Here is a 23,617-nt window from a genome sequence, read left to right on the forward strand (position 1 = left end):
GCATGCTGGCAAAACGGATAATACCCTGCCTGGATGTGCGGGATGGTAAAGTCGTGAAAGGGGTGCAATTTCGCAACCACGAAATAGTTGGCGATATCGTGCCTTTGGCCGAGCGCTACGCCAAAGCTGGTGCCGATGAACTGGTGTTTTACGATATCACGGCCTCGAGCGATGGCCGGGTGGTTGATAAAAGCTGGGTGCAGCGCATTGCTGAAGTGATTGATATTCCGTTTTGCGTGGCCGGTGGTATCAAAAGCGTTGAGGATGCCGGCCGAATTCTGGAAATGGGTGCCGATAAGATTTCAGTCAATAGCCCTGCCCTGCTTCGGCCCGAGCTGGTGCGGGAGCTGCACGACACCTTTGGTCAGCAGTGCGTGGTGGTAGGCATCGACAGCTTCTTTGATGTGGCCAGTGGTCAGTACCAGGTGTATCAGTTTACCGGCGATGAAAGCCGTACCCAAAAGACCCGCTGGCTGACCCGCGACTGGGTGCAAGAGGTGCAGCAACTGGGTGCCGGCGAAATTGTGCTGAACTGCATGAATCAGGATGGGGTACGTAAAGGCTATGATATTGCCCAGCTCTCGGCCATTCGCGCTTTATGTCAGGTGCCTTTGATTGCCAGTGGCGGTGCCGGGGCCATTGAGCACTTTGCCGAGGTGTTCCAGCAAGCCGATGTCGATGGCGCCCTGGCCGCCAGCGTGTTTCACAAAGCGGTGATTGAGATTGCCGATTTAAAGGCGCAGCTGATTGCCTCTGGGGTATCCATTCGGCCTTGATATTTATAAAGCAACACAAGCAGACTGCACACGGAGACGCCGTACATACATCCTTGTAGGCTCTGCTTTGGCATCCATGCCAAAGAAGCTCCGTTTAGCAGCCCGCTCCTTGCTGGCAAAGTTTGGTGTGTCACCAATGAAACCACAAACTAATAAATACAAATTTGAGAAATGACCATGAATAAAGACACCATCAGCCAACTAACATGGCCTGAAAGCGGCCTACTTCCGGCCATTGTCCAACACGCTATTTCCGGCAAAGTGCTGATGCAGGGCTATATGAATCAGGACGCGATCAGCAAAACCCTGACCAGCGAAAAAGTTACCTTCTTTAGTCGCAGCAAACAGCGACTCTGGACCAAGGGTGAAAGCTCAGGCCATACGCTGGATTTGGTTGCCATCAGCAGCGACTGCGATGCCGACAGCATCCTGGTGCTGGCCATGCCCAATGGCCCGACTTGCCATGTCGGCACCGAAACCTGCTGGCACGACGACAGCAGCAACAGCCCACAGCTAAGCTTTTTATACGACTTAGAGCAGGTGATTAAAAGCCGTAAAGACGCTGATCCAGCCAGCAGCTACACCGCCAGCCTGTTTGCCAAAGGCGTAAAACGGATTGCACAAAAAGTCGGCGAAGAAGGCGTTGAATCCGCCCTAGCGGCCATGGCCGGCGATAAAGAAGAGCTGGCCAATGAAGCGGCCGATTTACTGTTTCACCTGCTGGTATTGCTGCAAAGTCAGCAACTGGAACTTAGTGATGTATTGAAGGTGCTGCAGCAACGGCATAAATAGAGCGGCAAGAAGCGGTACAGTGGCAAGCTAGTGATACAACTGCAAGCTCTCGGCTCTGAAATGGTTGCAGAATGCTATAGCTCAAATAGGTTGTCTGCGCTAGAATTCATTAGACATGACTAAAAAACAGCCACACCTGCATCGTGAGGCAAACCTTATTCAGATGCTGGATCCACTCTCCAGTGACTGGAATCAGGCATTGCCAGCACCAGACCACTTAGCTACCCATGAACTGGTGGCCGCAGCCGATTTTTCACAATTAAATACCTTGTTCGAGAACTTTCTGGAAGTTATGGGGATCCCCATTGCTTTGCTGGATTTACAGGGCAAGGTGCTGGCCTCGTCACGTTGGCAACGTGCCTGCATGCAGTTTCACCGCCAGGCCCCTTCTACATTAAGCCGCTGTCTGGAAAGTGACAAAGACCTGGCCATACAACTAGAGCAGGGTAAAAACTACTCTGTCTACCGCTGCCGGAATGGGCTGATTGACTGTGCCACCCCCATCATGCTGGAAGGACTGCATATCGCCAATCTCTTTATTGGCCAGTTTTTTACAGCTGAACCCGATCTGGATTTTTTTACCCAACAAGCAGAGCAAGCTGGCTTTAACACAGAGGACTACCTATCAGCTATACGGGAAGTGCCTATTGTCGATGAAGCCAAACTGCCTGCCATGCTGAACATGCTCTCTGCCCTGGCACTGCAAATTAGCCAGCTCAGTTTACTGAACAGCCGCTATCAGCAAAGCTTGATGCACACCGAGCAGTTAGTGGCTCAGCGCACGCTTGAGCTGACCATGCAAAATGACATTCTCAGCCTTATCAGTGAAGGTGCTGAACTCTCTGCCGTCTTACATCATTTGGTATTGCAGGTAGAACAATTGCAACCAGGCACCATCTGCTCCATCCTGCTGCTGGATGATGATGGCCAAACCCTGCGTCATGGTGCGGCTCCTTCCTTACCCGATGCCTACAATCAAGCCATTGATGGTGTGCAGACCGGCCCAGGGGTGGGCTCATGCGGTACCGCAGCTTTTAACGGCAAGACGGTGATTGTCAGCGATATTAAGAACCATCCCTACTGGCAGCCATTTTTGACACTGGCAGAGCTGGCTGGCGTGAAAGCCTGCTGGTCTGAGCCGGTAAAAAATGCGGAAGGAAAAGTATTAGGCACTTTTGCCATTTACCACCGGGAACCTGCAGAGCCATCGGAAGAATTGCTCAATAAAATCAAAAGCTACAGCAAACTGGCTGAGCTTGCTATCAGCCGCAGTTTGAACAGCCAGCAAATTCGGCGACTGGCGTTTTACGATAGCTTAACCGGCCTGGCCAATCGCCGGCTGTTGGAAGAGCACTTACTGCAAGCCATCGCCGCCAGTCAGCGCAGCCAAAAATTTGCCGGCCTGATGTTTATCGATCTGGACAACTTTAAACCGGTCAATGATCTGTTTGGCCATAAGACCGGGGACTCCCTACTGAAGGAGGTTGCAAACAGACTGCAGCAAGCCGTGCGAAGTGCCGATACCGTAGCTCGTTTTGGCGGCGATGAGTTTGTGGTTCTTATCCGGGAAATCGATGCTGACGAATCCAAAGCCCGGCTGCAACTGGAGCACCTAGCCAACAAAATTCAACAACGGCTGCAGCATCCATACCCCTTACCCAAAGGCCGGATGCACCAATGCGCCAGCAGCATTGGTCTGGTTCTTTTTAAAGGAGAAGCCAGTAGCGATGAGTTACTGCGTCAGGCAGATTCCGCTATGTATGCCGCAAAAAAACATCACCGTCAAACCTGCTGGTACAATCAGTAGCATGAAGGCTCTCGCCGAGGTTAGCGCTCCCCTAGGACTCCAACAGTTGACCCGCCAAACGCACAAAGTCCGAAGAAGTCAGGATCCCCAGCAGTTGCTCGTTTTCATCCACCACTGGCAGGCAACCATGCTTATTTTTTAAAAAATAACTGATGACTTCAGCCAGCGACTGCTGTGGCTGTACGGTCGCAAAATCGGTATCCATCAGCTCACCAATGATTTGCTGTTTTTCTTTGCGCTCGAGCGCACTAGTACCGTATTTAGCAAGCAAGCCCATCACAGTAGCTATCATTTTTTTCTGTGTCAGCACGCCGACCAGTTTATCCTGCTCATCCAGTACCGGAATATGGCGGATATTCTTAGTGCGCATCAAATCATGCGCATCTTTGAGCGTTTGGTCACGGCGAACAAAAAGTGGGTTGGCTGTCATCAACTCAGCCACATGTTTTGCAGTCATCATTCAAGCTCCCTAGGCATCCCAGTCATCAGCATAACCAAATTAGCGCAGACTTTCCCGAAGCAGATCAAGCTTTTGCTTCTTCTGTTACACCACCCGCCTCTTTGTTTGTTGTTTTGGTCAGACTGCTGCCAAGGGAGGCGGTGATCACCATGGCAATTGCCAGCCACTGCCAGAGGCTGAGAAACTCCGACAGCAACAATAAGCCAGCCATGGCAGCGACAGCAGGCTCTACACTCATCAGCACACTGAAGTTTTTCGAAGGTAAACGCTTTAGTGCCACCATTTCCAGGGAGTATGGCAGCGCACTGGACATCACCGCTACCAGCAGCGCGAGTGGCAAAATCTGCCATTGAAATAAATCGGCCCCTGCGCTAACCAGGCCAATCGGAAACAGATAAAGTGCTGCTATGGTCATACCTAGCGCCACCGTGGCACCACCAGGTGCTAAGTTGCCCGCTTTTTGGCCAAATAAAATGTAACCCGCCCAGCAACCACCTGCCGCCAGAGCCAGCATCACACCGACCGGGTCCAGCGCATCGGCCCCCCGCATATCCGGCATCAACAGCAATACCCCCGCCAGTGCAAAGGCAACCCAAAGCACATCCAGTTTGCGCCGTGATGACAATAAAGCCACCGCCAAAGGCCCGGTAAACTCCAGCGCAACCCCGACCCCAAGCGGGATCCGTTCAATCGCCATATAGAACAAAATGTTCATACCACCAAGACAGCCACCGTAAATGATCAGTGCCTGCCATTGCCGCCCCTTGGGCCAGTGCCGCCAGGGCCTGAATACCAGCCATAAAATCAAAGCGGAAAAGCCGACCCGCAGCGCCGTAGTCCCTTCAGGGCCAATCACAGGGAACAGTTGCTTGGCAATGGAGGCGCCGGATTGAATGCAGATCATGGCCAGCAGTACACTGATAATTGCTATCACTAACGTACTGAGATCGGATTTTAACATGCAACAAAGGCCTTAAATTTAGCTTCCAGTGTATTGTACAGTATACTGTTTCCTATCTATTAAGGTTGCTGATTATTTTTGCACTCGATCCATAGGAACGCTCATCAAGCCGGACGTTTACCGTCCATACTACTTGCCTTTGCTGGCATAAGAAGTGTTAGGGGAATGATATGACTGAACAAGCCAACGAGCAGAGGTTCGAAAGCTTCAAGGAATTTTATCCATTTTATTTGCAAGAGCACGCCAATAAGGTATGCCGCAGGTTGCATGTGGTCGGCAGCACTTTGGTACTGGTGGTGCTGTTTGCTGCAGTGCTTAGCAGTCAATTTATCTGGCTGTGGGCCTTACCGGTGATCGGCTATGGCTTTGCCTGGGTCGGCCATTTCTTTTTTGAGAAGAACAAGCCAGCGACCTTCAAGTACCCGCTTTACAGCCTGCTTGGTGATTGGGTGATGTATAAAGATGTGCTGACAGGAAAAATCCCCTGGTGATCAGGCTTTGGTTGTCTGCTTTGGCTGCAAGGCAAAACGCAGCACATCCTTCCATGACACAATGCCGAGCAAACGCTGCTCGGCATCAACCACTGGCAAACAGCCGATGTTGTATTGCAACAGCAGGTTAGCTGCTTCCTTGATGCTGGTCTTATCGCTGACGGTAAAAACCGGTGATGTCATCACATGCCGCACCTTGCGACTGCGAATGTAATTCTCGACACTGGTTTCAAAAGCCGAGTCCATCACTGGGCTGAGCGCCCTGAAGTAGTCTTTGACTGAAATAATCCCCTGCAACCTGCCCGAGCTATCCACCACCGGTAAGTGTTGAAACTTTGCTGCAGAGAACACCTCGCGCAGCGACGATAAGCTGGCATCCTCGCTGGTAGTCAGCACTTTGCGGCTCATAATAGCACCAATTCGGCTCATAGCTCTCCTAAGCAAAGCCCGGATGCTTAAGCATCCGGCTTATCAAAGCCTTCGATGGTGACGCCGGATAATAAACCAGAGCCACGGGTGTCGTTACTGCGCAATTTGATCATCAGACGCAGATCATTGGGTGAGTCAGCATGGTGCAGAGCATCGGCATAGCTGATTTGACCACGCTCGTACAGGTCGTACAGTGCCTGATCAAAGGTCTGCATGCCAAGTTCACGTGATTTCGCCATCAACGCTTTAATTTCCCCGACCTGACCGCGGGAAATTAAATCCGCTACCAGCGGCGAGTTCAGCAGGACTTCAATGGCAGCTACCCGACCGGTCCCATCCGCTGTGGGCACCAGTTGCTGTGCCACAATCGCGCGCAAATTCAACGATAAATCAAACAACAGCTTCTGATGCATCTCCTTCGGTACCAGGTGCATAATGCGATCGATGGCCTGGTTGGCATTGTTGGCGTGCAGAGTTGCCACACACAAATGACCAGTTTCAGCAAAGGATAATGCATACTCCATGGTTTGCATATCCCGCACCTCACCGATCAGAATCACATCCGGAGCCTGACGCAACGAGCTTTTTAACGCTGCGGAAAATGACTCGGTATCAATGCCGACTTCACGCTGGGTAATAAGGCTTTTATGATGCTCGTGCACAAACTCGATTGGATCCTCAATGGTCAGAATATGGCCCTTGGCATTGCGGTTGCGATAGCCCAGCAGCGCTGCCAGCGAGGTAGATTTACCGGTACCTGTACCACCAACAAAAAGCACCAGCCCTCGTTTGGACATAATGATTTCTTTTAAAATAGGCGGTAAACCCAGGTCGTCGGCATTAGGAATATCCGTCACAATGCGCCGAACCACCATGCCAGCCTGATCACGCTGCCAAAATGCCGATACCCGGAAACGACCAGCCTGATTGGCGATAGCAAAGTTACATTCTTTGCTGGTAACGAACTCCTGCTTCTGCTTCTCATTCATCGCAGAAACCACCAACTGGAATGAGTCGTCTTCAGTCAGCGGCTGCTCAGCAATAGGCAACAATTCGCCATTAATCTTAGCGGCCACCGGCATGCCTGCCGTGACAAACATATCCGAGGCCCCTTTATCCACCATGACTTGCAAAAATTCGGTCAGTTGCATAAGGTCTCCTTACATCCGCCCCATGGTACCAAAGGTGTTCTTATCCTGCGCTTTGCTTTGAGCATCTTTTTGCGACACCATGCCACGATTCACCAGATTGATCAGACACTGATCCATGGTTTGCATACCGTGCGAAGCACCGGTCTGGATCACAGAGTACATTTGAGCAATTTTATCTTCCCGGATCAGGTTACGGATAGCAGGAACCCCTATCATAATCTCATGGGCTGCAACCCGGCCGCCGCCAATTTTTTTCAGCAGAGTTTGCGAAATAACGGCCCGTAACGACTCCGAGAGCATAGAGCGAACCATGTCTTTTTCTTCCCCCGGGAACACATCGATAATCCGGTCTATGGTTTTTGGTGCCGAGGTGGTGTGCAAAGTACCAAACACCAGGTGACCGGTTTCCGCTGCGGTCATCGCCAGTCGGATGGTTTCCAGATCCCGTAATTCACCAACCAGAATCACATCGGGATCTTCCCGCAACGCCGAGCGCAGCGCATTGCTAAAACTATGGGTATCGCGGTGCACTTCCCGCTGGTTGATCAATGACAATTTGTTCTGATGCACAAATTCAATCGGATCCTCGATGGTCAAAATATGATCGTGCCGGGTGGTATTGATGTAATCAATCATGGCCGCCAGGGTGGTACTCTTACCCGAGCCCGTTGGCCCGGTTACCAACACCAGGCCGCGTGGGTTTTCCGAAATTGTTTTAAAAATATCCGGTGCTGCCAAATCATCCAGTGTTAGTACATCGCTTGGGATGGTACGAAACACTGCGGCCGCACCACGGTTTTGCACAAAGGCATTGACCCGGAAGCGGGCCAGATTCGGCACTTCAAAAGAAAAGTCCGTTTCCAGGTTTTCTTCGTATTCTTTTCGTTGCTTATCAGTCATAATTTCATACACAAGGGCATGAACTTCTTTATGATTTAAGGCAGGAATATTGAGTTTTCGGACATCGCCATCCACCCGGATCAGTGGTGGCACCCCGGCAGACAGGTGTAAATCCGATGCTTTGTGTTGCACACTAAATGCCAGTAACTCAGTAATATCCATGACAATTCTCACTTAGTACGATTGAATGTATGAATACCATAGCAGAACGCTTGCAAAGCGCCTACCAACAAATTGCGGAGCAATGCACTAAGCTTGGTTCAAACCCGGCGGATGTGCAATTAATTGCGGTAAGTAAAACTAAACCAGATGCCGACATTTTGTCCGCTTATCAGGCCGGGCAACGCCATTTTGGTGAAAATTACCCGCAAGAGCTGGCAGAAAAGGTAGCCGCACTGTCGCAGCACCAGGGGATATGCTGGCATTTTATTGGTCCTTTGCAATCGAATAAAACCCGGCTGGTGGCAGAGCATGCGACCTGGTGCCATAGCCTGGACCGGCTCAAAATTGCCAGCCGCTTGTCCGCTCAACGACCAAAGCACCTGCCGCCACTGCAGGTGCTGCTGCAAGTCAATATCAGCGGCGAAGTGAGCAAAGCTGGCATCAGCCCGGACCAGGTGATGTCACTGGCAACAGAAGTAGCAGCCCTACCGGGCCTTGAACTCAAAGGATTGATGGCAATCCCGGCCCCCACCGAACAAAAACCGGTTGAGCCTGCATTTGCCCGTATGCAGCAATTAAGTCAGGTGCTTAGAACCAACTTTCCTCAGGCGTGCGAACTGTCAATGGGGATGAGCGATGACTGGCAGTTGGCTCTAAAATATGGCGCAACTATGATACGATTAGGCACCGCAATTTTTGGCGCAAGGAATTATGAAAGACATGAATGACAACATGGTTGCCTTTATTGGTGCCGGCAATATGGCACGCTGCGTGATTGCAGCCATGGTCAAATCAGGCTATCCAGCCAGCAATATCATTGCCAGCAACCGTACCGAACCTAAACTACAGGCTTTAGCCGCCGATTATGGCATTCATACCACATTGGATAATCTGGCTGCCGTGCAAAAAGCCGATGTCATTGTACTGGCGGTAAAGCCGCAAATGATGGGCGATGTCTGCCAGCAACTGATTGAGCAGGCACCTGAAATTAAAGAAAAACTCTTTGTCACCGTAGCAGCAGGTTTACCTGTTAGCCGCTATGAAAGCTGGCTTGGCGAGGTACGTTTAGTACGCAGCATGCCCAATACCCCATCGCTGGTTGGGCTGGGCGTTACCGGCCTTTTCCCCAGCCGCTGCTCCAATTACGAAAAAGCCTTTGTTGATGCTATGTTCAGAGGCACCGGCATGACGGTTTGGTTGGACAACGAAGCCGAGATCGATCATGTAATTGCCGTCACTGGCAGCTCACCAGCTTATTTCTTCTATTTTATGCAAGCCATGCAACAAGAAGCCGAAGCATTAGGCTTTGCCCCAGAGCAAGCCAAAAAAATGGTGGCACAAACCGCTTTGGGTGCAGCTACCATGGCACTGGAAAGCGAGCATAGTTTTGCCGAATTACGTGCTCAGGTGACCTCCAAAGGCGGTACTACCCATGAAGCGGTCACCAGTTTTGCCAGTGCCGGTTTGGAGCAGATGGTTAGCCAAGCCATGCAGGCAGCTATTCGCCGGGCCCGTGAGATGGCGCAAACACTTTGATTGATGTGATAAAGAACTTTTGGGGACGCTATGAATAACGCGCTGTTTTTTTTAATCAATACCGGCTTTAACCTCTACTTAATGGTGGTAGTGCTTAGACTCTGGTTGCAGTTGGCCCGGGCGGATTTTTATAACCCATTCAGTCAATTTATTGTGAAAGCAACCAATCCCTTGGTCTTGCCTTTACGCAAAGTGATCCCCAGCCTTGGGCCGCTGGATACCGCCACCCTGGTGCTGGCCTGGCTGGTAGCTGTCGTTAAGATGCTGCTGTTGCAGCAGCTGCTCCTCGGTGGCATTGCAATTAGCCAAGCGCTGGTTGCCGGCGTACTTATTCTACTTAAAGAAAGTTTGAGCCTGATGTTTTGGATTTTGGTGATCCGAGCCATTCTGAGCTGGTTCAGTCAAGGGCGTAATCCGATCGAGCAGGTCATGCACCAACTGACCGAGCCATTGCTGCGTCCGATCCGCCGGGTGATCCCGCCTATGGGTGGGCTGGATTTGTCGGTGCTAGTGGCGCTGATTGCGCTGCAATTTGTGCAAATTCTGCTGGGCGATCTGTTGCGGGGCTTCTAGGCTACCAGTGCCGTGCTCCTGCTGCCGGATTGACTATACTTGCTCTATTCAATGCCATCGTAAAGCGGTACAGATAGCGTTTTACGATGGGCTCAAACCACTGTGAACACCCTACTGTGTTCACAACACTGTTAACCTATTGATGAGGTGTGGGATGAAATTCTGGCTTGCCTGTCTTTTTAGTCTGCTGGCCTGGTCGGCTCAGGCAGAACAAAAACAAACCCTGGGCCCCTGGGATGTGCATTACCTGGCCTTTAATGCCACTTTTCTAACCCCTGAAGTGGCCCGCAGTTACGGCATCGAACGAAGCCGTTTTACCGGTATTGTGAATCTATCGGTCCTGCGCAGCGATGATCAGAGTGCTCAGCAAGTGAATGTCACCGGCACAGCCCGTAACTTGCTTGGACAACAACGTACCCTGCGTTTTCAGCAGGTACGGGATGGCGCTGCGATCTACTACTTTGCTCCGCTGACCATTCGTAATGAAGAGTTATGGCGCTTTGATATCCAGTTGCAGCAAGGCAATGAGCAGCAGCGTTTGCGTTTTGAACACACCTACTACATTGATTGAGACCCCATGAAACAACTTGTTTTAGCCACTGGCAATCAGGGTAAAGTAAAAGAGCTGGCTGCCATGCTGGCTCCTTTTGCCTGCACCGTAAGCCCACAAAGTGAATTTAAACTGATCGATGCTGATGAGACTGGCCTTAGCTTTGTTGAAAATGCCATCATCAAAGCACGGCATGCCGCGCTTCATACCGGTTTGCCCGCCATTGCCGACGATTCTGGCCTGGCTGTCGATGCCTTGAAAGGCGCCCCTGGGATTTATTCGGCCCGCTTTGCTGGCGAAGGGGCCAGCGATGCTGATAATGTGAACAAACTACTGCACGCACTCAATCAAGTACCGACGCAACAGCGGCAGGCGCAGTTTCATTGTGTGCTGGTGTTTATGCGCCATGCCGAAGATCCGACGCCTATCATCAGCCATGGCAGCTGGCAGGGCATCATCCACCATCAGCCGCAGGGCCAGGGTGGCTTTGGTTACGATCCGGTGTTTTTTCTGCCAGAGCTCAATTGCACTGCTGCAGAACTTAGCAAAGAGCAAAAACAGCAACTAAGTCATCGCGGTCAGGCGCTGCGCCAGCTGCTTGGCCAGCTGCAACAAAAGGGGTACCTAGTCTCTTGAGCCTGCAACTCCCCCCCTTATCGCTATACATCCATATTCCCTGGTGCATCCAAAAATGTCCTTACTGTGACTTTAACTCCCATGCCGTTAAACAGGGGATTCCGGAGCAGGAGTACATCAGCCATTTGCTGGATGATTTAAATTTGGATTTAGCATGGGTGCAGGGACGTGAGATCCACAGTATTTTTATTGGCGGTGGCACCCCCAGTGTGTTTTCAGCCGCTGGTATTGCACGATTACTGGCCGGGGTGCGCGACAGCGTGCAACTTGCCAATACCTGTGAAATTACCATGGAAGCCAACCCAGGTACTTTTGAGGCTGAACGCTTTGCCGGTTATGTTGCTGCTGGTGTCACCCGTTTTTCTATCGGTGTGCAAAGTTTTCAGCAACAGCAGCTGACCGCTTTAGGTCGCATTCACAACAGCGAAGAAGCCCACCGGGCAGCCAGGCTGGCCGCTGAGTTACCCCTTCGCAGTTTTAACCTGGATCTGATGCATGGTTTGCCTGGCCAAACAGTGGCCGATGCACTGGCCGATTTGCAGCAAGCCATTGCTTTAAACCCGCCTCACTTGTCCTGGTACCAACTGACCATTGAACCCAATACCGCCTTTGCTTCCAGGCCACCGGTCTTGCCTGAGGATGAACTGCTGTGGGAGATCCAGGAGCAAGGCCATCGATTGTTGCTGGCAAACGGCTACCAACAGTACGAAACATCGGCCTATGCCAAAGCAGGCCATCAATGCGAGCACAACCTGAATTACTGGCGTTTTGGTGATTATCTTGGCATTGGTTGTGGGGCCCATGGCAAAGTCACCCTACCAGGCAAGCAGGCGGTACTTCGCACAACCAAAATCAAACACCCCAAAGGCTATATGGATTTAAGCCGTCCCTACCTGGATGCGCAGCGACTGGTAATTGCAGATGAATTGCCATTCGAGTTTTTTATGAACCGGTTTCGATTACTGGAGCCATGCCCCGTCAGCGACTTTACCGCACGCACCGGCCTGCCGGTCGAAAGTGTCTCGGCAGCCTTGCAACAAGCCTCTAAGCTGGCATTGATTAAGCAGGATGAGCAACACTGGCAGGTCACCGCCAAAGGTGCCCGCTACCTGAACGACTTGCTGAGCCTATTTATTTGAGGAACCATAATGACAACCCCATTTCGCCTGACCAGTTTAGCCCTCGCCATCAGTCTAAGCGTGCTGACTGGCTGTGAGCCAGCCAATCAAAGCAGCAACACGGCCAGCACAGCGAGCAGCAGTCAGCAAAGTAGTCAACTGACTGAATCACAACGTGCCAATGCTATCTTTGAGCAAATTTTTGACGAAGAGCTGGCAACCAACCCGCTGCGTCAAACCCAGCTGGGCCTGAAAACCAACCATGATCGCTGGCAGGATCTCTCCGAACAGCGCCGTCTGGCCGACCTGGAACTGACACGCCAGCATCAGTCACTGCTTGGCAGCATCGATAGCTCGGCACTCGACTCGCAAAGTTTACTCAGCTATCAATTGATGACGCAGCGTCTGCAACAACAGCTGGATAATGATCGCTGGCACTTATACAGCTATCCGGTTAATCAAATGCGCGGCGTCCATACCACGGTGCCTGTCACCTTGTTAAACCAGCATCGGATAGACAATGAACACGATGCCAAAGCCTACATCAGCAGGCTGAACGCTGTGCCCACGCTGTTTGCTCAATTGATTGAACAGCTGGAGCAGCGCGCCGAAAAAGGCATCATCATCCCCCGCTTTGTTTTTCCCTATGTGCTGAATGACAGTCGGAATGTAATCAGTGGCGCCCCCTTTGATGATAGCGACGACAACCTCATCTGGGCCGACTTTCAGCGCAAAGTGTCAGCTTTGCCTTTATCAGCAGACGAACAACAACTGCTGCTGAATGAAGCCGAGCTGGCCTTGATCACCAGTGTAAAACCGGCTTACCAACAACTGATTGCTTATTTAAAGCAGCTGGAACAACGCGCCGGGGATAAGGATGGCGTCTGGCGACTGCCTGATGGCCAGGCTTTTTATCAACATGCTTTAAACCGCATGACCACCACCCAGCTAACTGCCGAACAAATCCATCAAATTGGTCTGGATGATGTTGCACGTATTCACCAGGAGATGCGCCATATCATGCAGCAGGTGGAGTTTAGTGGCTCACTGTCAGAGTTCTTCGAATTTATGCGCAGCGATCCACAGTTTTATTTTCCGGAAACTGAAGAAGGCCGCCAGGCTTACCTGCAGCAAGCCACTGATGTCATCGACCATATGCGTACCCGTCTGGATGAATTGTTCATTACCCTCCCCAAAGCCGAAATGGAAGTAAGAGCGGTAGAGCCATTTCGTGAACAATCAGCTGGAAAAGCTTTTTACCAACGGCCATCAATGGATGGCAGCCGGCCTGGGATCTACTACGCCAACCTGTATCGGATGAGCGATATGCCCATCTACCAACTGGAAGCCCTGGCCTACCATGAAGGTCTGCCCGGTCATCATATGCAACTGGCCATTCAGCAGGAGCTGGAAGGGATCCCGCGTTTCCGACGCTTTGGTGGTTATACAGCCTACACCGAGGGCTGGGGACTTTACACCGAATTGCTGCCTAAAGAAATCGGTCTGTATCAGGATCCCTACTCCGACTTTGGCCGGTTAGCGATGGAGCTGTGGCGCTCTGCCCGGCTGGTGGTCGATACCGGCATTCATCACAAAGGCTGGAACCGTGAAAAAGCCATCGCCTATCTGGTTGAAAATACCCCAAATCCGGCTGGCGATGCGCAAAAAGCCATAGAGCGTTACATCGTCATGCCAGCACAGGCCACCGCCTACAAAATCGGCATGATCCGTTTGCTTGAGTTGCGTGAGAAAGCAATGACACAGCTCGGTGAAGATTTTGATATCCGCGAGCTCCACGATGTCGTGCTACGCAATGGAGCTGTACCGCTGGATGTTCTGGAAAAGCTCATTGATGCTTATATTGCTGATAAAACGCAATAACTGCATAAATCGTTCAGTAAAGGCGGGTAAAACCCGCCTTTTTTATCAATAATCGCTTGGCCTGAGCCTCAATTCCGTTTATAACATACGTGAAGCCTAAGGCATGGAATGTAATCGTTAATTTCTTAAAAAGGGACAAAAACATTACATCAGGGTCAAGATCATAATGAAAATAACAGAAAATCGAGTACCTTTAAGCACCGGATCCCCAGTTCAGGATTACAGCATCGTCAAAGCGCTGCAATACAATGATATCAGCATCACCTATCGAGCCTTGAGTTCAGCCAGCAACCGTCTGGTGACGCTGAATGAGTTTTTCCCTAGCGCACTCGCAAGCCGCCGCAGTAGTTTCAGTGAAATCAGTGTCAGCGATGTAAGCAAAACAGAAGCCTTGCAGGAGAGTATTGAGCGCTTTTCTCAGGTGATTCAACAACTCACTGACTGCAATCATCCTGCGTTAAACCGGACTCTGGCTTGTCTGCAACATGGGGGCACAGTGCTCAGCGTTCACGAGCGCATCGACAGCCCAACCCTGTTAGAGAAGCTTGAACAGGGTTCATCTCAGGGCTTCCCGGAGGATGACATCCGTGCCCTGCTCTTGCCATTGTTGGATGGCTTACAACACCTGCATAGCAAAGGCATCGTACACCTTGGAATTCAACCAGAAAATATCCTGCTTCGCGAGCCACTTGTTCCTGTTTTAAGCCATTTCTGCCAGTCTCAATTGATTGGCAGCAGCAACACCTTGGCCACCATCCTGGCTCTCGAGTCCGTATCACCCTATCTGGCACCCGAGCTACTGTCTAAAAAAACGCAGGTAACAGCGGCCAGTGACTTTTACGGGCTAGGCATGACATTGTACCGCCTGATGACGGGCATGGAGCTGCCGTATGCCCAGGACCGGCTCAACGCAACGCTGGACCATGAAGCTGATCCATTGCCCCCACTACGGGAGCAAAGCAAAGGCTATAGCCAGGGTCTCTATAATCTGGTGGAGTCCTGCGTGCGCCTGCGTCAAAAAGACAGACCGCAAAGTGTTGCTGAAGTTTTAGCAAGGCTGGATGATAATACCCAAACCCCAGCCGTCGTTGAGGCAGCTCTAAAGACCTCATCACCAGCCAAAGCACTTAAAGCAGAATCTGTATCAAAGCAAACCACTGCCCACTCTACGCAAACGGCAACCATGTCAGAACCAACCCCGGCACATGCTGCAACACCATCTGAAGCAGAAGTGAAGTCCGCCGGTTTTTCACGGCAATTGCAACTTGGCGCAGCTGCCATCGGGGCTTTATTGTTGATGGGAGTGACCTACGCCATCAGCAAGCCATCTGCTTCGGATCGACAATTACTGACAGAGCATCACAGCATGGAGCGCCTGGCCCAGATGGAGTCACAACGGCTGGAGGCCACCCGTGCTATGTACCAGTTGGTTGCCATCCCGACAGGCAGCTTCACCATGGGCTGTACGCAGGGAAACTGCCCGGAAGCTGAGCTGCCAGTCAGAAGCATTGAAGTCCCTGGTTTTGAGATGATGGCGCATCCAGTTACCTTTGCGATGTGGGATGCCTGTGTTGAGCAGGGCGGTTGCAAACACCGACCTCGGGATGAAGGTTGGGGTCGGGGTAACCGGCCTGTGATCAATGTGAGCTTCAATGAGATCACCATGGAGTTTATTCCATGGCTGAATCAGGCAGCACGCCAACAATTTCGCTTACCATCTGAAGTAGAATGGGAATATGCGGCCAAAGCTGGTAGCCAAACGCCCTATCAATTTGGTCAAAATATCACTTGTGAGCAAGCCCGCTTCGGACGGCGCAGTGGGGGTGAGTGCGGTACTCAGCTCGATGGGACCACTGCAGTGATGTCATTTCCGCCGAACCACTTTGGCTTGTTCGACATGCATGGCAATGTGTGGGAATGGACCATGGATTGTTGGAATCCAAACTATCAGCAAGCCGCAAACTCGGTAGCACCTGCTCTATCAGGGAATTGCGTTCGGCGCGTGCAGCGGGGTGGAGCCTGGCTATCTAGCCCTACAGAGTTAACCGCGACCTACCGCACCAGCCATGACGCCACTATTCGTCATCGCAATAATGGCTTCCGCTTGGTGCAGAGTTCGAACTAAAGAGTATCAGGCCCAGTACGGGCCTAGTTCTTTTGCACCACCAGATCGTAGGCCAGCAATTGCGGCAAACGCTGTTGCAGTTGCGACTCGATTTCATTCAACTCTTTCAACCGCTGGCAAAACAGAGCTGTTTTCTCCTCCAGCAAACTGGCTTTTTCATCCAGTCCTGAGTTGATGCGGTCAACCAAGTGGCCCACCGCATCCCACTGTTGTGGATCGGTTTGTTCAAAATTGGCATCGGTATGCTGCAAGGTATCGCGTAGCGCCTCCCAAACAGCACCAAAGGAATGGCGGGCCAGATTATTGAGTTGCGGTTTTAGTTCACCATTCAAAAAGTGCTCCAGCTCGTTCAAGCTTTGCGGTGCCAGATAAAAGTGATCGCCACTTCGGACAAAACGTGACATCAGCTGAAAGGTAGTTTCACGGATCAGATCATTCCACTCGGCTTGCTGCGAACGACTACCAACACCAGACAGCATGCGCTCCATTGAAGATAAGCCTAACTCGACCCCATCTACTGCAATACCAACAATTTCAGGTACAAACTTGCGCAGACCCTGGCTGTATTCTGTGACCAGAGCGGTATCTGCCTCACTCAAATCCTGCCACTCACCTTGAATAAACAACTGGGCATCATGATTGATTTGCATCAGCGTTCGATCATTACTCATGATACGAATTTGCTCCGGGGAAATCAGCAAACCATAACCAAACCCCATATTGCAATCACGAGCCTGAACCGACCAAACACAGATCAACAGGCTGAAAATTACCAGACGCATCACTACTTAATCCTGCTTACACCGACCTAACTAAGATGGTAGCTTATTCCAGCCATTTACTCAGCACAAACAAACGCAGCCAGGTATCTACTCATCGGAAAGTCGGACAAAGCGAACATAGAGTTGCTGCTCTTTGCCTTTGCGGTTGTTTTTACCACTGTACATCGCGATGGCCCAGGCTTCAGCTGGCATGGCCTGCACCGTAGTACTGGTCCAGATATTTTCACTGTTGGCATTTGGAAAAACATTCAGCCGAATCGCTGGATCGACACACTGACGCTCAACAATACTCATGGCTTCTTTGACATCCGGCACACGCCAGACTGTGGCAGGTACAGACAAGGTCGTGCTTTGTTGCAGGGCTTCCTGCCACGTCAACCGAATAGCGGTACCATCACAGCGCTGTTCAGCATTATTCCAGCTCTGTCCATACAAACAACGCTGCCAGATCAGTCCCTTACTTTGTTGATGTACCTGCCCGCCTGGTAAGGCAATAAAATCATCACTTTGGGTAGAGGCTGAAATTTCAGTAAAACACACCTGGCTCGCTTGGACAAAGCCAACACTGAGCAGCGCGCTGAACAACACAAAATAGCGCATAGACACTCCTTAAGGGCTCCGTACCAGGCGCACATAAGCACGGCTGTCTGCCCGTTTGGGTAATGAGTTATCGTTGCCATCATCCATGCTAATCACCCAGGCGGCATGGGCACCACCACCTTCGGCACTGCTTTGACGAGTCCAGTAATAACGGTGTGATAAAACCGTTGGAGCCGGCTCATGCCGGAACAGCGCTGGGTCCAGAACTTCTTTCTGGCCAAAATCTACCAGGCTATTTAACTCTGTCACCGTCGGTAAGCGCCAATTTGCTCCTCCACAGTACAAACTGGCATTCACCGCGGCCACATAGGTTGCAGTGCCGCAATCGCTATTACTGGGGCAACCACTCTGAGCGGGAGCAGCTTGCCCGGCATTACCACCGTTGCCATCAGCCGCACTGGTCCAACTGTAATAATTGCTGGCTGAGCGCAGTGATGCCGTTGACACGCTTGCGGCCACAGGTTCTTTCAGCTCCCAAATTAAGCCTGTGACGTTATCACGCAGACAGACGAAATCGGTCGCATCACGCGGTAACTCATCACCAAATGCATCCAGCTTGCTAAAATCAAAGCCAGCCCGGCCGATACCTATTTTGTTCAGAAAAGGAGCGACTGAATCGCGACCAAAGTCTGCATCCTGCCGAGGATAGGCCTGATCGTCACAGGGAATTACTGCCAGTTGATCGTAGCAACGACTTTGCCCGGTATCCACTTGATAGTGCAGCGCCGATGGATGCACAGTTAATCGTAACTCGGCCGAGGCACTGGCACCACTGCTATCTTGTACCTGCAACTGAAAACGCAACTCTGGCTGCAACCGGCTATCCGGCACAATGAAATCTGTCTTACAGGCCATGGCATCGGTTAAGGAAGCACTATTACCAGCAACTTGGCTCCAGCTACAATTGACGCTACTACGCAGAGAAGCAGAATGACTACCATCCAACCAATGCCGCTTAAACTCCATCACCGTTTGATCCGGCCCCGGATCGGCAAAGATTCCCGCCGTGTTGCCTTGAACCCACACCTCAATGTCTGCCTGATCACTCAAGCCAGCAGCATTTTGCACGGTGAGTTCGAACAGGAAGCGGCTATCGGTGGCCAGCAAGGGTGCTTTTAGCTGCAACTGTTGCTGAAACAAATTCATCCCATCCAACCAGTAGATATCACCTGCAAGTTGTTGCCAGGAAAAGGAAAGGCTTTGCCCTTCCGGATCGAAAGAAGCACTTCCATCAAGCAACACCAGCTCTCCGGTAGTCGCCAGTTGCTCGGTAGTCAGCGAGCTTTGGATTAAAGCAACCGGCTGTGACACCCTAGGTAGAACCTGCACTTGCAGTCGGTCCGTTAGCAAACGGCCATCCAGTAAACGGTAACGGACTTCAAAGATAAAGAGGGCTTGAGTGATCTCCTCTGGCAACACCAAGGAGACCTCAGCCCCCGCATGAGGAAAACCAATGAGAGCGGGGCCGCTCAGCTGATGCCAGCTGAACTCACCGCCAGAAGGATCACCGCGGGCAGTAAGCGTTAATACAGCACCTGTATGTAGGGTTTGATCCGGGCCAGCATTCACACTGGCCAAGCTTTCAGCTTCAGACCCCTTACCACCACAGGCAGTCAGCAACAGTAAACTTATCAGCAGTATCCAACGAATGTTTTTCATGCTATTTCTGTCATTCCGGTATAAACGACTTGGGCAACCATGACGTGCAGCCGTTCTTCTGACAGAAAATATAGCAAGCTTCAGGCCAATCGGCTCAATGCGAAAGAAAGGAATTACAGCGGCTCAATTTCTGGTTTGCCACCTACGATGTGTACTCTTGATGGCCCATACTCTCGCCGGCTACGAACCACTTCTTTATCAAACTGCACTTCAACAGCAGAGAAAAGTTCGTTACGGGCAACCACCTCGGCCTTGCTTAAAAACTCTTTACGTTGCTCTTCCAACTGGCGGATATCGGCAATGAGCTCTGTGGCTGTACGGCGATATTCTTCAAACTCAGTCGCCAGCTCTTTCAGTCTTGCCTCGATAGCCGGGCTCCCCTCGAGCTTCTTAAACTGATCAATTTTCTCCTTGATTGCGGCCATATCTGTTTTAAGGCCAGTCACACTGGCACGCAACACTTCTTGCTTTTCCACGATAGGATCAATCAAACGATTCAGGCGAATAAGGATGGAGCTGATGGACAATGCCCCCAAACTGCCGGCATAAATCCCTTGATCCAGATAAAAACTACCGCCGATAATTTTACCGGTCGGTTTTTCCTCAGGACCGGCAAATACTGTATGTGCTTCAACCGCACTATGCACCAGCTGCTTGTTGACATACAAATTACCTCCGCAGCTAAAGCGCGCATACTGCGCCATATTGCATTGCACATCGCCTTTAGCTTTCACCACTGTGCTGTAGTCACTCTCTGCATCTGGATTGGAGATTTGATGCCCAATCACAGCGCCCTGAATGGTAACATCGCCACCCGCTTCAAGTAAGGTTCCTTCCATGATGCCTTTGACAAAAATAGTACCACCCGCGATGACTTTCATGCCTTCACGAACATCACCATTTACCACCACAGAGCCTTTAAAGATAATGTGGCCTGTACTGTTATCAACTTCCTTAACGCTAAAGACTTCATCCACAGTGGCACCGGACTCAATCACACGAGGCAAGCCATCACGCGTGGCTTTTAGCAGATCAGGATCTTCGGCCGATAAGCCAACCCCTTCCCCCAAATTCCACTCCACGGTCAGCCCCGGCATGGCAGGCATCGGCTCACCAGTAACTGTCATACCTTCTTTACCGCTCGTAGGCGGATGGCGGCGCATTAGAGGCTCGCCCGGAGCAATCGAAGGGATCACGCCAAAATCACGCAAATCAGCTTTTTTATCATCCGGGTTAATGACAGGCCGGTTACGACGACTCTCCATCGCAGGAATCAAGGGCTCAAATCGAGAGTTCTCACCTTGGGTCACAGCACGACCCTGGGCAATAGTATGCTTTAATTTCGCACCAGCTTCGGCTTTACTGGCCTGACTTACCAGATGAATAATGTTATTTTTGATAAAGCCAAACACAATCCCTTCTTTTTGTGCTTCTTTTACCAGTGCATTCGCTGAAATAGGTTCTCCACCAAAAGCCGCAGTAATGTGCGCACTTGCCGACATCTTATCTTCGGCAATGCTAAAACTAAGTTCTGCCGGAATCTTTTCAGCCACTAGATAAGTCAGCTCTTTACTGGCAGCAGCTTGCAATTTCTCTTTAACTTTCTGCTGCTCTTGTTCGTAATGCGCCAACAGGTTTTTAATCTGCTCTGGTACCAACTTACAACGACCAAAACCAGCCTGTTGCAACTGCTGTTGCAACAACTCTTTCGTTAGGGATGATGCTGTAACAGCAACCACCGCATGTACTTGCAGTTCTTTTTCTTTAAAACTGATAACAGGATCACTCACAGGACTATGACACCATGCAAGACTTAATACTGCTAATGAAACAAAAAATCAGCGGAAAGGCAAGCCCTGTACCTGTTAAAGCCAGGGCAAAAGCGGAAATCAGATGTAATTATCCTGATGCACTCGAATAAACAGGTTGGTATTGGCTTTGCTATAGTCGATTTTGTATTCTTTGTTATTCAGTGCCTGAACAAACAATAAGGTCTTACACTCACCAAACACTTCGGTGCTGGAAATATCAACAAGTTCCAGATAGCGCTCTTTGGCTTCTGCCCGGTTGGCAGGAACAGCTTCCGTAAAAGGTTTGACGCCATGACGGGTTACGATCAACGGTGGATCTTCATCATCATTGACAATCACCAAATCCACTTTTTTTAACTTATGAATAATGGTATTTCGACCACTTACCAAGAATGCTTTTTCGTAATTATTCATGCATAGCCACCTGACTTCTCAGTACTAATTTAGTTTCATTATGATACAGCCACACTCAACTGTCTAGCTTAAGACTCGGCACTAAGACGCTGCATTCGCATCCAATTCACTTCACGACAAAACTGCTCTGCAGGCACATCAACGCAGTTTACCGGAATAAACAATTCAAAACCGCAAAACAGCCCGAGTTTCTGCATTCGATTGGCAAACATGGCCAGCACCCCATCGTATTGTCTTTGCGGCGTCGAAAATCGGTCTTTCTCAGCTAACCATTCAGTAGCGCATTGCCCTTGAGGACACTTCTCTTTTAAAACAGCAAACCAAAGCGCACGTTGTTCCATCATCAATTTAATGGCTAGCCGCAGTGGCAAGTGTTGCAAAAAAGCGTGCATGTCAGTCACTTTAAAAGCAATGTAGTTGACCTCATGCTCCATATCTGGCTGCGGGCTGCAATGAGAAAATGCCTGCCATGGCAACATCCAGCTGCCTCTTTTATGGTGGTAACGAACACCATCCTCATCACAGACGATACCGTGCAATGGCTCAGCCAACTTTGCCCAACCTGCGTAGATGCCAACGGAAGCTGCAATAAAGCAAATAGCCAGCATAGGGTTGGCCTGATCGACAAAGAGCCAGGAATAAAGCACCAGCAGCACAAAGAGTGCAGCACTGATCAGCATTGTTTTAGCACCACCTTCATTACCACTGGCTTTGTATGCTTTTACACTGACCGTTGTATCTTCCTGTTGCGACATCGTGGTTCTTCCTTACTTTACATCCACCGACAACTATACTGTATTTGCTTTGGGCATGCTATTTCGCTTTCGTCCGTATCAGAATGGGTTTTATACGACCAATACCGTATGCACTGCGACAATACGAAATCCAAGGGGCACTAATTTACATACAATAGCCATGCACTCGTATTTATCTTAGCTCTGGAGTTATTGTGGCCAAAAAACATTCCGCTATTGTCCTTTTCTTGCTGGCAGCTTTGCTGTTGTTTGCGGGGTACTTGTTTTATCAGACACAGCAAGAACCTAACGGACAGCGCCCACCGGCCCGCGCAGTTGCCGTGAAAACCACTGAGGCAGCAATACAACCTTTAGCCAGACAAGTGAATGCTCTGGGAACCGGGCTTGCCAATAACTCGGTGCAACTGATCGCATCCAGCAGCGAGTATCTGACTTATCTCAACGTGATTGAAGGCCGAAGCGTGCAACGTGGCGATGTGATAGCCCGGTTGAATGATGTAGAGCAACGTGCCAGGGTTGCCGAGCTGCAAGCGCAATTGACCGAACAACAACGCCAGTTGGAGCGTTTAAAGAACCTGGCTGCGACACAAGCCACAGCCCAGTCGATGCTGGATGAGCAGCAAACCAGGGTGAATACGACGCTGGCACAACTGGAAAGTGCTGAGTCACGCTTACGGCAAATGACCATCCGCGCACCTTTTGATGGCATTTTGGGCCTGCGCTCTGTAAGCCAGGGGGCTTATGTTAACAGCGGCAGCGTGATTACCACCCTGGATGATATTTCTGTGCTTCGGGTCGAGTTTAATGTGCCAGAACGTTTCATTGCAGAGCTGGCTGTCGGCATGCCAGTAACCATTGGCAATGTCGCTTATCGGAATGTGGATTTTAATGGTGAAATCAAAGCGATTGATCCCCGTATCGACCCGGTGACCCGCTCAGTTCGGGTACATGGTGTGGTGGATAACCAAGACTTGCGTCTTCGTCCTGGTATGTTGCTGGATGTTCGGGTAACACTGACCAACCAGGATGTGCTCATGGTGCCCGAGAATGCCCTGGTACCACTGCAAAACCGACAGTATGTCTACAAAGTAGGTACCGACAACAAGGTCACTCAAATTCAGGTGCAGATTGGTGAACGTATACCTGGCTGGGTTGAAATTGTCGATGGTTTGTCTGAAGGCGACGAAATCATCATCGAGGGCGTACAGAAAGTACGTACTGGCGTCACTATTAGTCGGGTGGAGTAAC

General features: G+C 50.7%; 24 protein-coding genes. 13 read left to right on the top strand and 11 right to left on the bottom strand.

Going from position 1 to position 23,617, the window contains the following annotated elements; translation table 11 throughout:
* Positions 1-2: 2 nt before the first annotated feature.
* The 3 genes from hisF to JJU14_RS06245 all read left to right on the top strand — a co-directional run bounded on the left by hisF (position 3) and on the right by JJU14_RS06245 (position 3,375).
* Positions 3-776: an imidazole glycerol phosphate synthase subunit HisF gene (hisF, locus tag JJU14_RS06235; protein ID WP_228611733.1), complete on the top strand. Its 774-nt coding sequence runs from the start codon at positions 3-5 to the stop codon at positions 774-776.
* 171 nt (positions 777-947) lie between these two features.
* The gene (gene hisIE, locus JJU14_RS06240; RefSeq protein WP_228611734.1) at positions 948-1,568 is read left to right on the top strand and encodes a bifunctional phosphoribosyl-AMP cyclohydrolase/phosphoribosyl-ATP diphosphatase HisIE; all 621 of its coding nucleotides are present in this window, start codon (positions 948-950) and stop codon (positions 1,566-1,568) included.
* A gap of 115 nt (positions 1,569-1,683) precedes the next feature.
* Positions 1,684-3,375 carry a PocR ligand-binding domain-containing protein gene (locus tag JJU14_RS06245; RefSeq protein WP_228611735.1) on the top strand — a complete coding sequence of 564 codons (1,692 nt, stop codon included), beginning with the start codon at positions 1,684-1,686 and terminating at the stop codon, positions 3,373-3,375.
* Positions 3,376-3,406: 31 nt separating this feature from the next.
* Here JJU14_RS06245 and JJU14_RS06250 read toward each other — a convergent pair whose 3' ends face one another.
* On the bottom strand, positions 3,407-3,832 hold the full coding sequence (locus tag JJU14_RS06250; RefSeq protein ID WP_091344484.1) for a CBS domain-containing protein: 426 nt from the start codon (positions 3,830-3,832) through the stop codon (positions 3,407-3,409).
* Between the two features lie 67 nt (positions 3,833-3,899).
* A complete protein-coding gene (locus tag JJU14_RS06255; protein WP_228611736.1) occupies positions 3,900-4,796 on the bottom strand; it encodes a DMT family transporter in 897 nt (298 codons plus the stop codon).
* Between the two features lie 170 nt (positions 4,797-4,966).
* On the opposite strand from JJU14_RS06255, the gene JJU14_RS06260 reads away from it, so the two are divergent.
* Positions 4,967-5,287: an Mpo1-like protein gene (locus JJU14_RS06260; RefSeq protein WP_228611737.1), complete on the top strand. Its 321-nt coding sequence runs from the start codon at positions 4,967-4,969 to the stop codon at positions 5,285-5,287.
* On the opposite strand, the gene JJU14_RS06265 is transcribed toward JJU14_RS06260, so the two are convergent.
* From JJU14_RS06265 to JJU14_RS06275, 3 genes are read right to left on the bottom strand one after another with little or no spacing between them, the layout of a single operon-like run.
* Positions 5,288-5,716: a CBS domain-containing protein gene (locus JJU14_RS06265; protein ID WP_228611738.1), complete on the bottom strand. Its 429-nt coding sequence runs from the start codon at positions 5,714-5,716 to the stop codon at positions 5,288-5,290. It abuts the gene before it with no gap.
* A gap of 26 nt (positions 5,717-5,742) precedes the next feature.
* A complete protein-coding gene (locus JJU14_RS06270) occupies positions 5,743-6,867 on the bottom strand; it encodes a PilT/PilU family type 4a pilus ATPase (protein ID WP_228611739.1) in 1,125 nt (374 codons plus the stop codon).
* 9 nt (positions 6,868-6,876) lie between these two features.
* Entirely contained in the window at positions 6,877-7,929 is a 1,053-nt protein-coding gene (locus tag JJU14_RS06275) for a type IV pilus twitching motility protein PilT (protein ID WP_228611740.1), read from the bottom strand.
* A 29-nt stretch (positions 7,930-7,958) separates the two neighbouring features.
* On the opposite strand from JJU14_RS06275, the gene JJU14_RS06280 reads away from it, so the two are divergent.
* From JJU14_RS06280 to JJU14_RS06315, 8 genes are all read left to right on the top strand, one after another.
* Complete coding sequence (locus tag JJU14_RS06280) at positions 7,959-8,657, top strand: YggS family pyridoxal phosphate-dependent enzyme (RefSeq protein WP_228611741.1); 699 nt, start codon at positions 7,959-7,961, stop codon at positions 8,655-8,657.
* Positions 8,650-9,465, top strand: coding sequence for a pyrroline-5-carboxylate reductase (gene proC, locus JJU14_RS06285; RefSeq protein ID WP_228611742.1), 816 nt, complete (start codon positions 8,650-8,652; stop codon positions 9,463-9,465). The genes JJU14_RS06280 and proC overlap by 8 nt, the downstream gene beginning before the upstream one ends.
* 30 nt (positions 9,466-9,495) lie before the next feature.
* Complete coding sequence (locus JJU14_RS06290; RefSeq protein WP_228611743.1) at positions 9,496-10,038, top strand: YggT family protein; 543 nt, start codon at positions 9,496-9,498, stop codon at positions 10,036-10,038.
* 154 nt (positions 10,039-10,192) lie between these two features.
* Positions 10,193-10,609 (top strand): DUF4426 domain-containing protein, encoded by a 417-nt coding sequence (locus JJU14_RS06295; RefSeq protein WP_228611744.1) that lies wholly within the window; start codon positions 10,193-10,195, stop codon positions 10,607-10,609.
* Between the two features lie 6 nt (positions 10,610-10,615).
* Positions 10,616-11,224 (top strand): XTP/dITP diphosphatase, encoded by a 609-nt coding sequence (locus JJU14_RS06300; protein ID WP_228611745.1) that lies wholly within the window; start codon positions 10,616-10,618, stop codon positions 11,222-11,224.
* 2 nt (positions 11,225-11,226) lie between these two features.
* Complete coding sequence (gene hemW, locus JJU14_RS06305; protein ID WP_228611789.1) at positions 11,227-12,363, top strand: radical SAM family heme chaperone HemW; 1,137 nt, start codon at positions 11,227-11,229, stop codon at positions 12,361-12,363.
* A gap of 9 nt (positions 12,364-12,372) precedes the next feature.
* Positions 12,373-14,223 carry a DUF885 family protein gene (locus JJU14_RS06310; RefSeq protein WP_228611746.1) on the top strand — a complete coding sequence of 617 codons (1,851 nt, stop codon included), beginning with the start codon at positions 12,373-12,375 and terminating at the stop codon, positions 14,221-14,223.
* A gap of 166 nt (positions 14,224-14,389) precedes the next feature.
* Positions 14,390-16,348, top strand: a complete 1,959-nt coding sequence (locus tag JJU14_RS06315; protein WP_228611747.1) for an SUMF1/EgtB/PvdO family nonheme iron enzyme — start codon at positions 14,390-14,392, stop codon at positions 16,346-16,348.
* A gap of 23 nt (positions 16,349-16,371) precedes the next feature.
* Here the strand turns inward: JJU14_RS06315 and JJU14_RS06320 are convergent, their stop codons facing one another.
* The 6 genes from JJU14_RS06320 to JJU14_RS06345 form a co-directional block, all read right to left on the bottom strand.
* Positions 16,372-17,130, bottom strand: a complete 759-nt coding sequence (locus JJU14_RS06320) for a DUF2884 family protein (RefSeq protein WP_091344335.1) — start codon at positions 17,128-17,130, stop codon at positions 16,372-16,374.
* A gap of 87 nt (positions 17,131-17,217) precedes the next feature.
* Complete coding sequence (locus JJU14_RS06325) at positions 17,218-17,730, bottom strand: DUF1566 domain-containing protein (protein ID WP_228611748.1); 513 nt, start codon at positions 17,728-17,730, stop codon at positions 17,218-17,220.
* Positions 17,731-17,739: 9 nt separating this feature from the next.
* A complete protein-coding gene (locus JJU14_RS06330) occupies positions 17,740-19,389 on the bottom strand; it encodes a DUF1566 domain-containing protein (protein WP_228611749.1) in 1,650 nt (549 codons plus the stop codon).
* 113 nt (positions 19,390-19,502) lie between these two features.
* On the bottom strand, positions 19,503-21,179 hold the full coding sequence (locus JJU14_RS06335) for a FapA family protein (RefSeq protein ID WP_228611750.1): 1,677 nt from the start codon (positions 21,177-21,179) through the stop codon (positions 19,503-19,505).
* A 99-nt stretch (positions 21,180-21,278) separates the two neighbouring features.
* Complete coding sequence (locus tag JJU14_RS06340; RefSeq protein ID WP_091344341.1) at positions 21,279-21,614, bottom strand: hypothetical protein; 336 nt, start codon at positions 21,612-21,614, stop codon at positions 21,279-21,281.
* Positions 21,615-21,682: 68 nt separating this feature from the next.
* Positions 21,683-22,369, bottom strand: a complete 687-nt coding sequence (locus tag JJU14_RS06345) for a DUF2982 domain-containing protein (protein WP_228611751.1) — start codon at positions 22,367-22,369, stop codon at positions 21,683-21,685.
* A 194-nt stretch (positions 22,370-22,563) separates the two neighbouring features.
* Here JJU14_RS06345 and JJU14_RS06350 point away from each other — a divergent pair, with 194 nt between their 5' ends.
* Positions 22,564-23,616, top strand: a complete 1,053-nt coding sequence (locus tag JJU14_RS06350; RefSeq protein WP_228611752.1) for an efflux RND transporter periplasmic adaptor subunit — start codon at positions 22,564-22,566, stop codon at positions 23,614-23,616.
* The last annotated feature ends 1 nt before the right edge of the window (position 23,617 follow it).

Origin of the sequence: Alkalimonas sp. (assembly GCF_020831925.1) — a bacterium.
In the GTDB taxonomy this organism is placed as follows: Bacteria; Pseudomonadota; Gammaproteobacteria; order Enterobacterales; family Alteromonadaceae; genus Alkalimonas.

Bases quoted from the DNA above. Each gene is read 5' to 3' on its own strand.
- hisF (WP_228611733.1), top strand. From the start codon at position 3: ATGCTGGCAAAACGGATAATACCCTGCCTGGATGTGCGGGATGGTAAA.
- hisIE (WP_228611734.1), top strand. From the start codon at position 948: ATGACCATGAATAAAGACACCATCAGCCAACTAACATGGCCTGAAAGC.
- JJU14_RS06245 (WP_228611735.1), top strand. From the start codon at position 1,684: ATGACTAAAAAACAGCCACACCTGCATCGTGAGGCAAACCTTATTCAG.
- JJU14_RS06250 (WP_091344484.1), bottom strand. From the start codon at position 3,832: ATGACTGCAAAACATGTGGCTGAGTTGATGACAGCCAACCCACTTTTT.
- JJU14_RS06255 (WP_228611736.1), bottom strand. From the start codon at position 4,796: ATGTTAAAATCCGATCTCAGTACGTTAGTGATAGCAATTATCAGTGTA.
- JJU14_RS06260 (WP_228611737.1), top strand. From the start codon at position 4,967: ATGACTGAACAAGCCAACGAGCAGAGGTTCGAAAGCTTCAAGGAATTT.
- JJU14_RS06265 (WP_228611738.1), bottom strand. From the start codon at position 5,716: ATGAGCCGAATTGGTGCTATTATGAGCCGCAAAGTGCTGACTACCAGC.
- JJU14_RS06270 (WP_228611739.1), bottom strand. From the start codon at position 6,867: ATGCAACTGACCGAATTTTTGCAAGTCATGGTGGATAAAGGGGCCTCG.
- JJU14_RS06275 (WP_228611740.1), bottom strand. From the start codon at position 7,929: ATGGATATTACTGAGTTACTGGCATTTAGTGTGCAACACAAAGCATCG.
- JJU14_RS06280 (WP_228611741.1), top strand. From the start codon at position 7,959: ATGAATACCATAGCAGAACGCTTGCAAAGCGCCTACCAACAAATTGCG.
- proC (WP_228611742.1), top strand. From the start codon at position 8,650: ATGAATGACAACATGGTTGCCTTTATTGGTGCCGGCAATATGGCACGC.
- JJU14_RS06290 (WP_228611743.1), top strand. From the start codon at position 9,496: ATGAATAACGCGCTGTTTTTTTTAATCAATACCGGCTTTAACCTCTAC.
- JJU14_RS06295 (WP_228611744.1), top strand. From the start codon at position 10,193: ATGAAATTCTGGCTTGCCTGTCTTTTTAGTCTGCTGGCCTGGTCGGCT.
- JJU14_RS06300 (WP_228611745.1), top strand. From the start codon at position 10,616: ATGAAACAACTTGTTTTAGCCACTGGCAATCAGGGTAAAGTAAAAGAG.
- JJU14_RS06310 (WP_228611746.1), top strand. From the start codon at position 12,373: ATGACAACCCCATTTCGCCTGACCAGTTTAGCCCTCGCCATCAGTCTA.
- JJU14_RS06315 (WP_228611747.1), top strand. From the start codon at position 14,390: ATGAAAATAACAGAAAATCGAGTACCTTTAAGCACCGGATCCCCAGTT.
- JJU14_RS06320 (WP_091344335.1), bottom strand. From the start codon at position 17,130: ATGCGTCTGGTAATTTTCAGCCTGTTGATCTGTGTTTGGTCGGTTCAG.
- JJU14_RS06325 (WP_228611748.1), bottom strand. From the start codon at position 17,730: ATGCGCTATTTTGTGTTGTTCAGCGCGCTGCTCAGTGTTGGCTTTGTC.
- JJU14_RS06330 (WP_228611749.1), bottom strand. From the start codon at position 19,389: ATGAAAAACATTCGTTGGATACTGCTGATAAGTTTACTGTTGCTGACT.
- JJU14_RS06340 (WP_091344341.1), bottom strand. From the start codon at position 21,614: ATGAATAATTACGAAAAAGCATTCTTGGTAAGTGGTCGAAATACCATT.
- JJU14_RS06345 (WP_228611751.1), bottom strand. From the start codon at position 22,369: ATGTCGCAACAGGAAGATACAACGGTCAGTGTAAAAGCATACAAAGCC.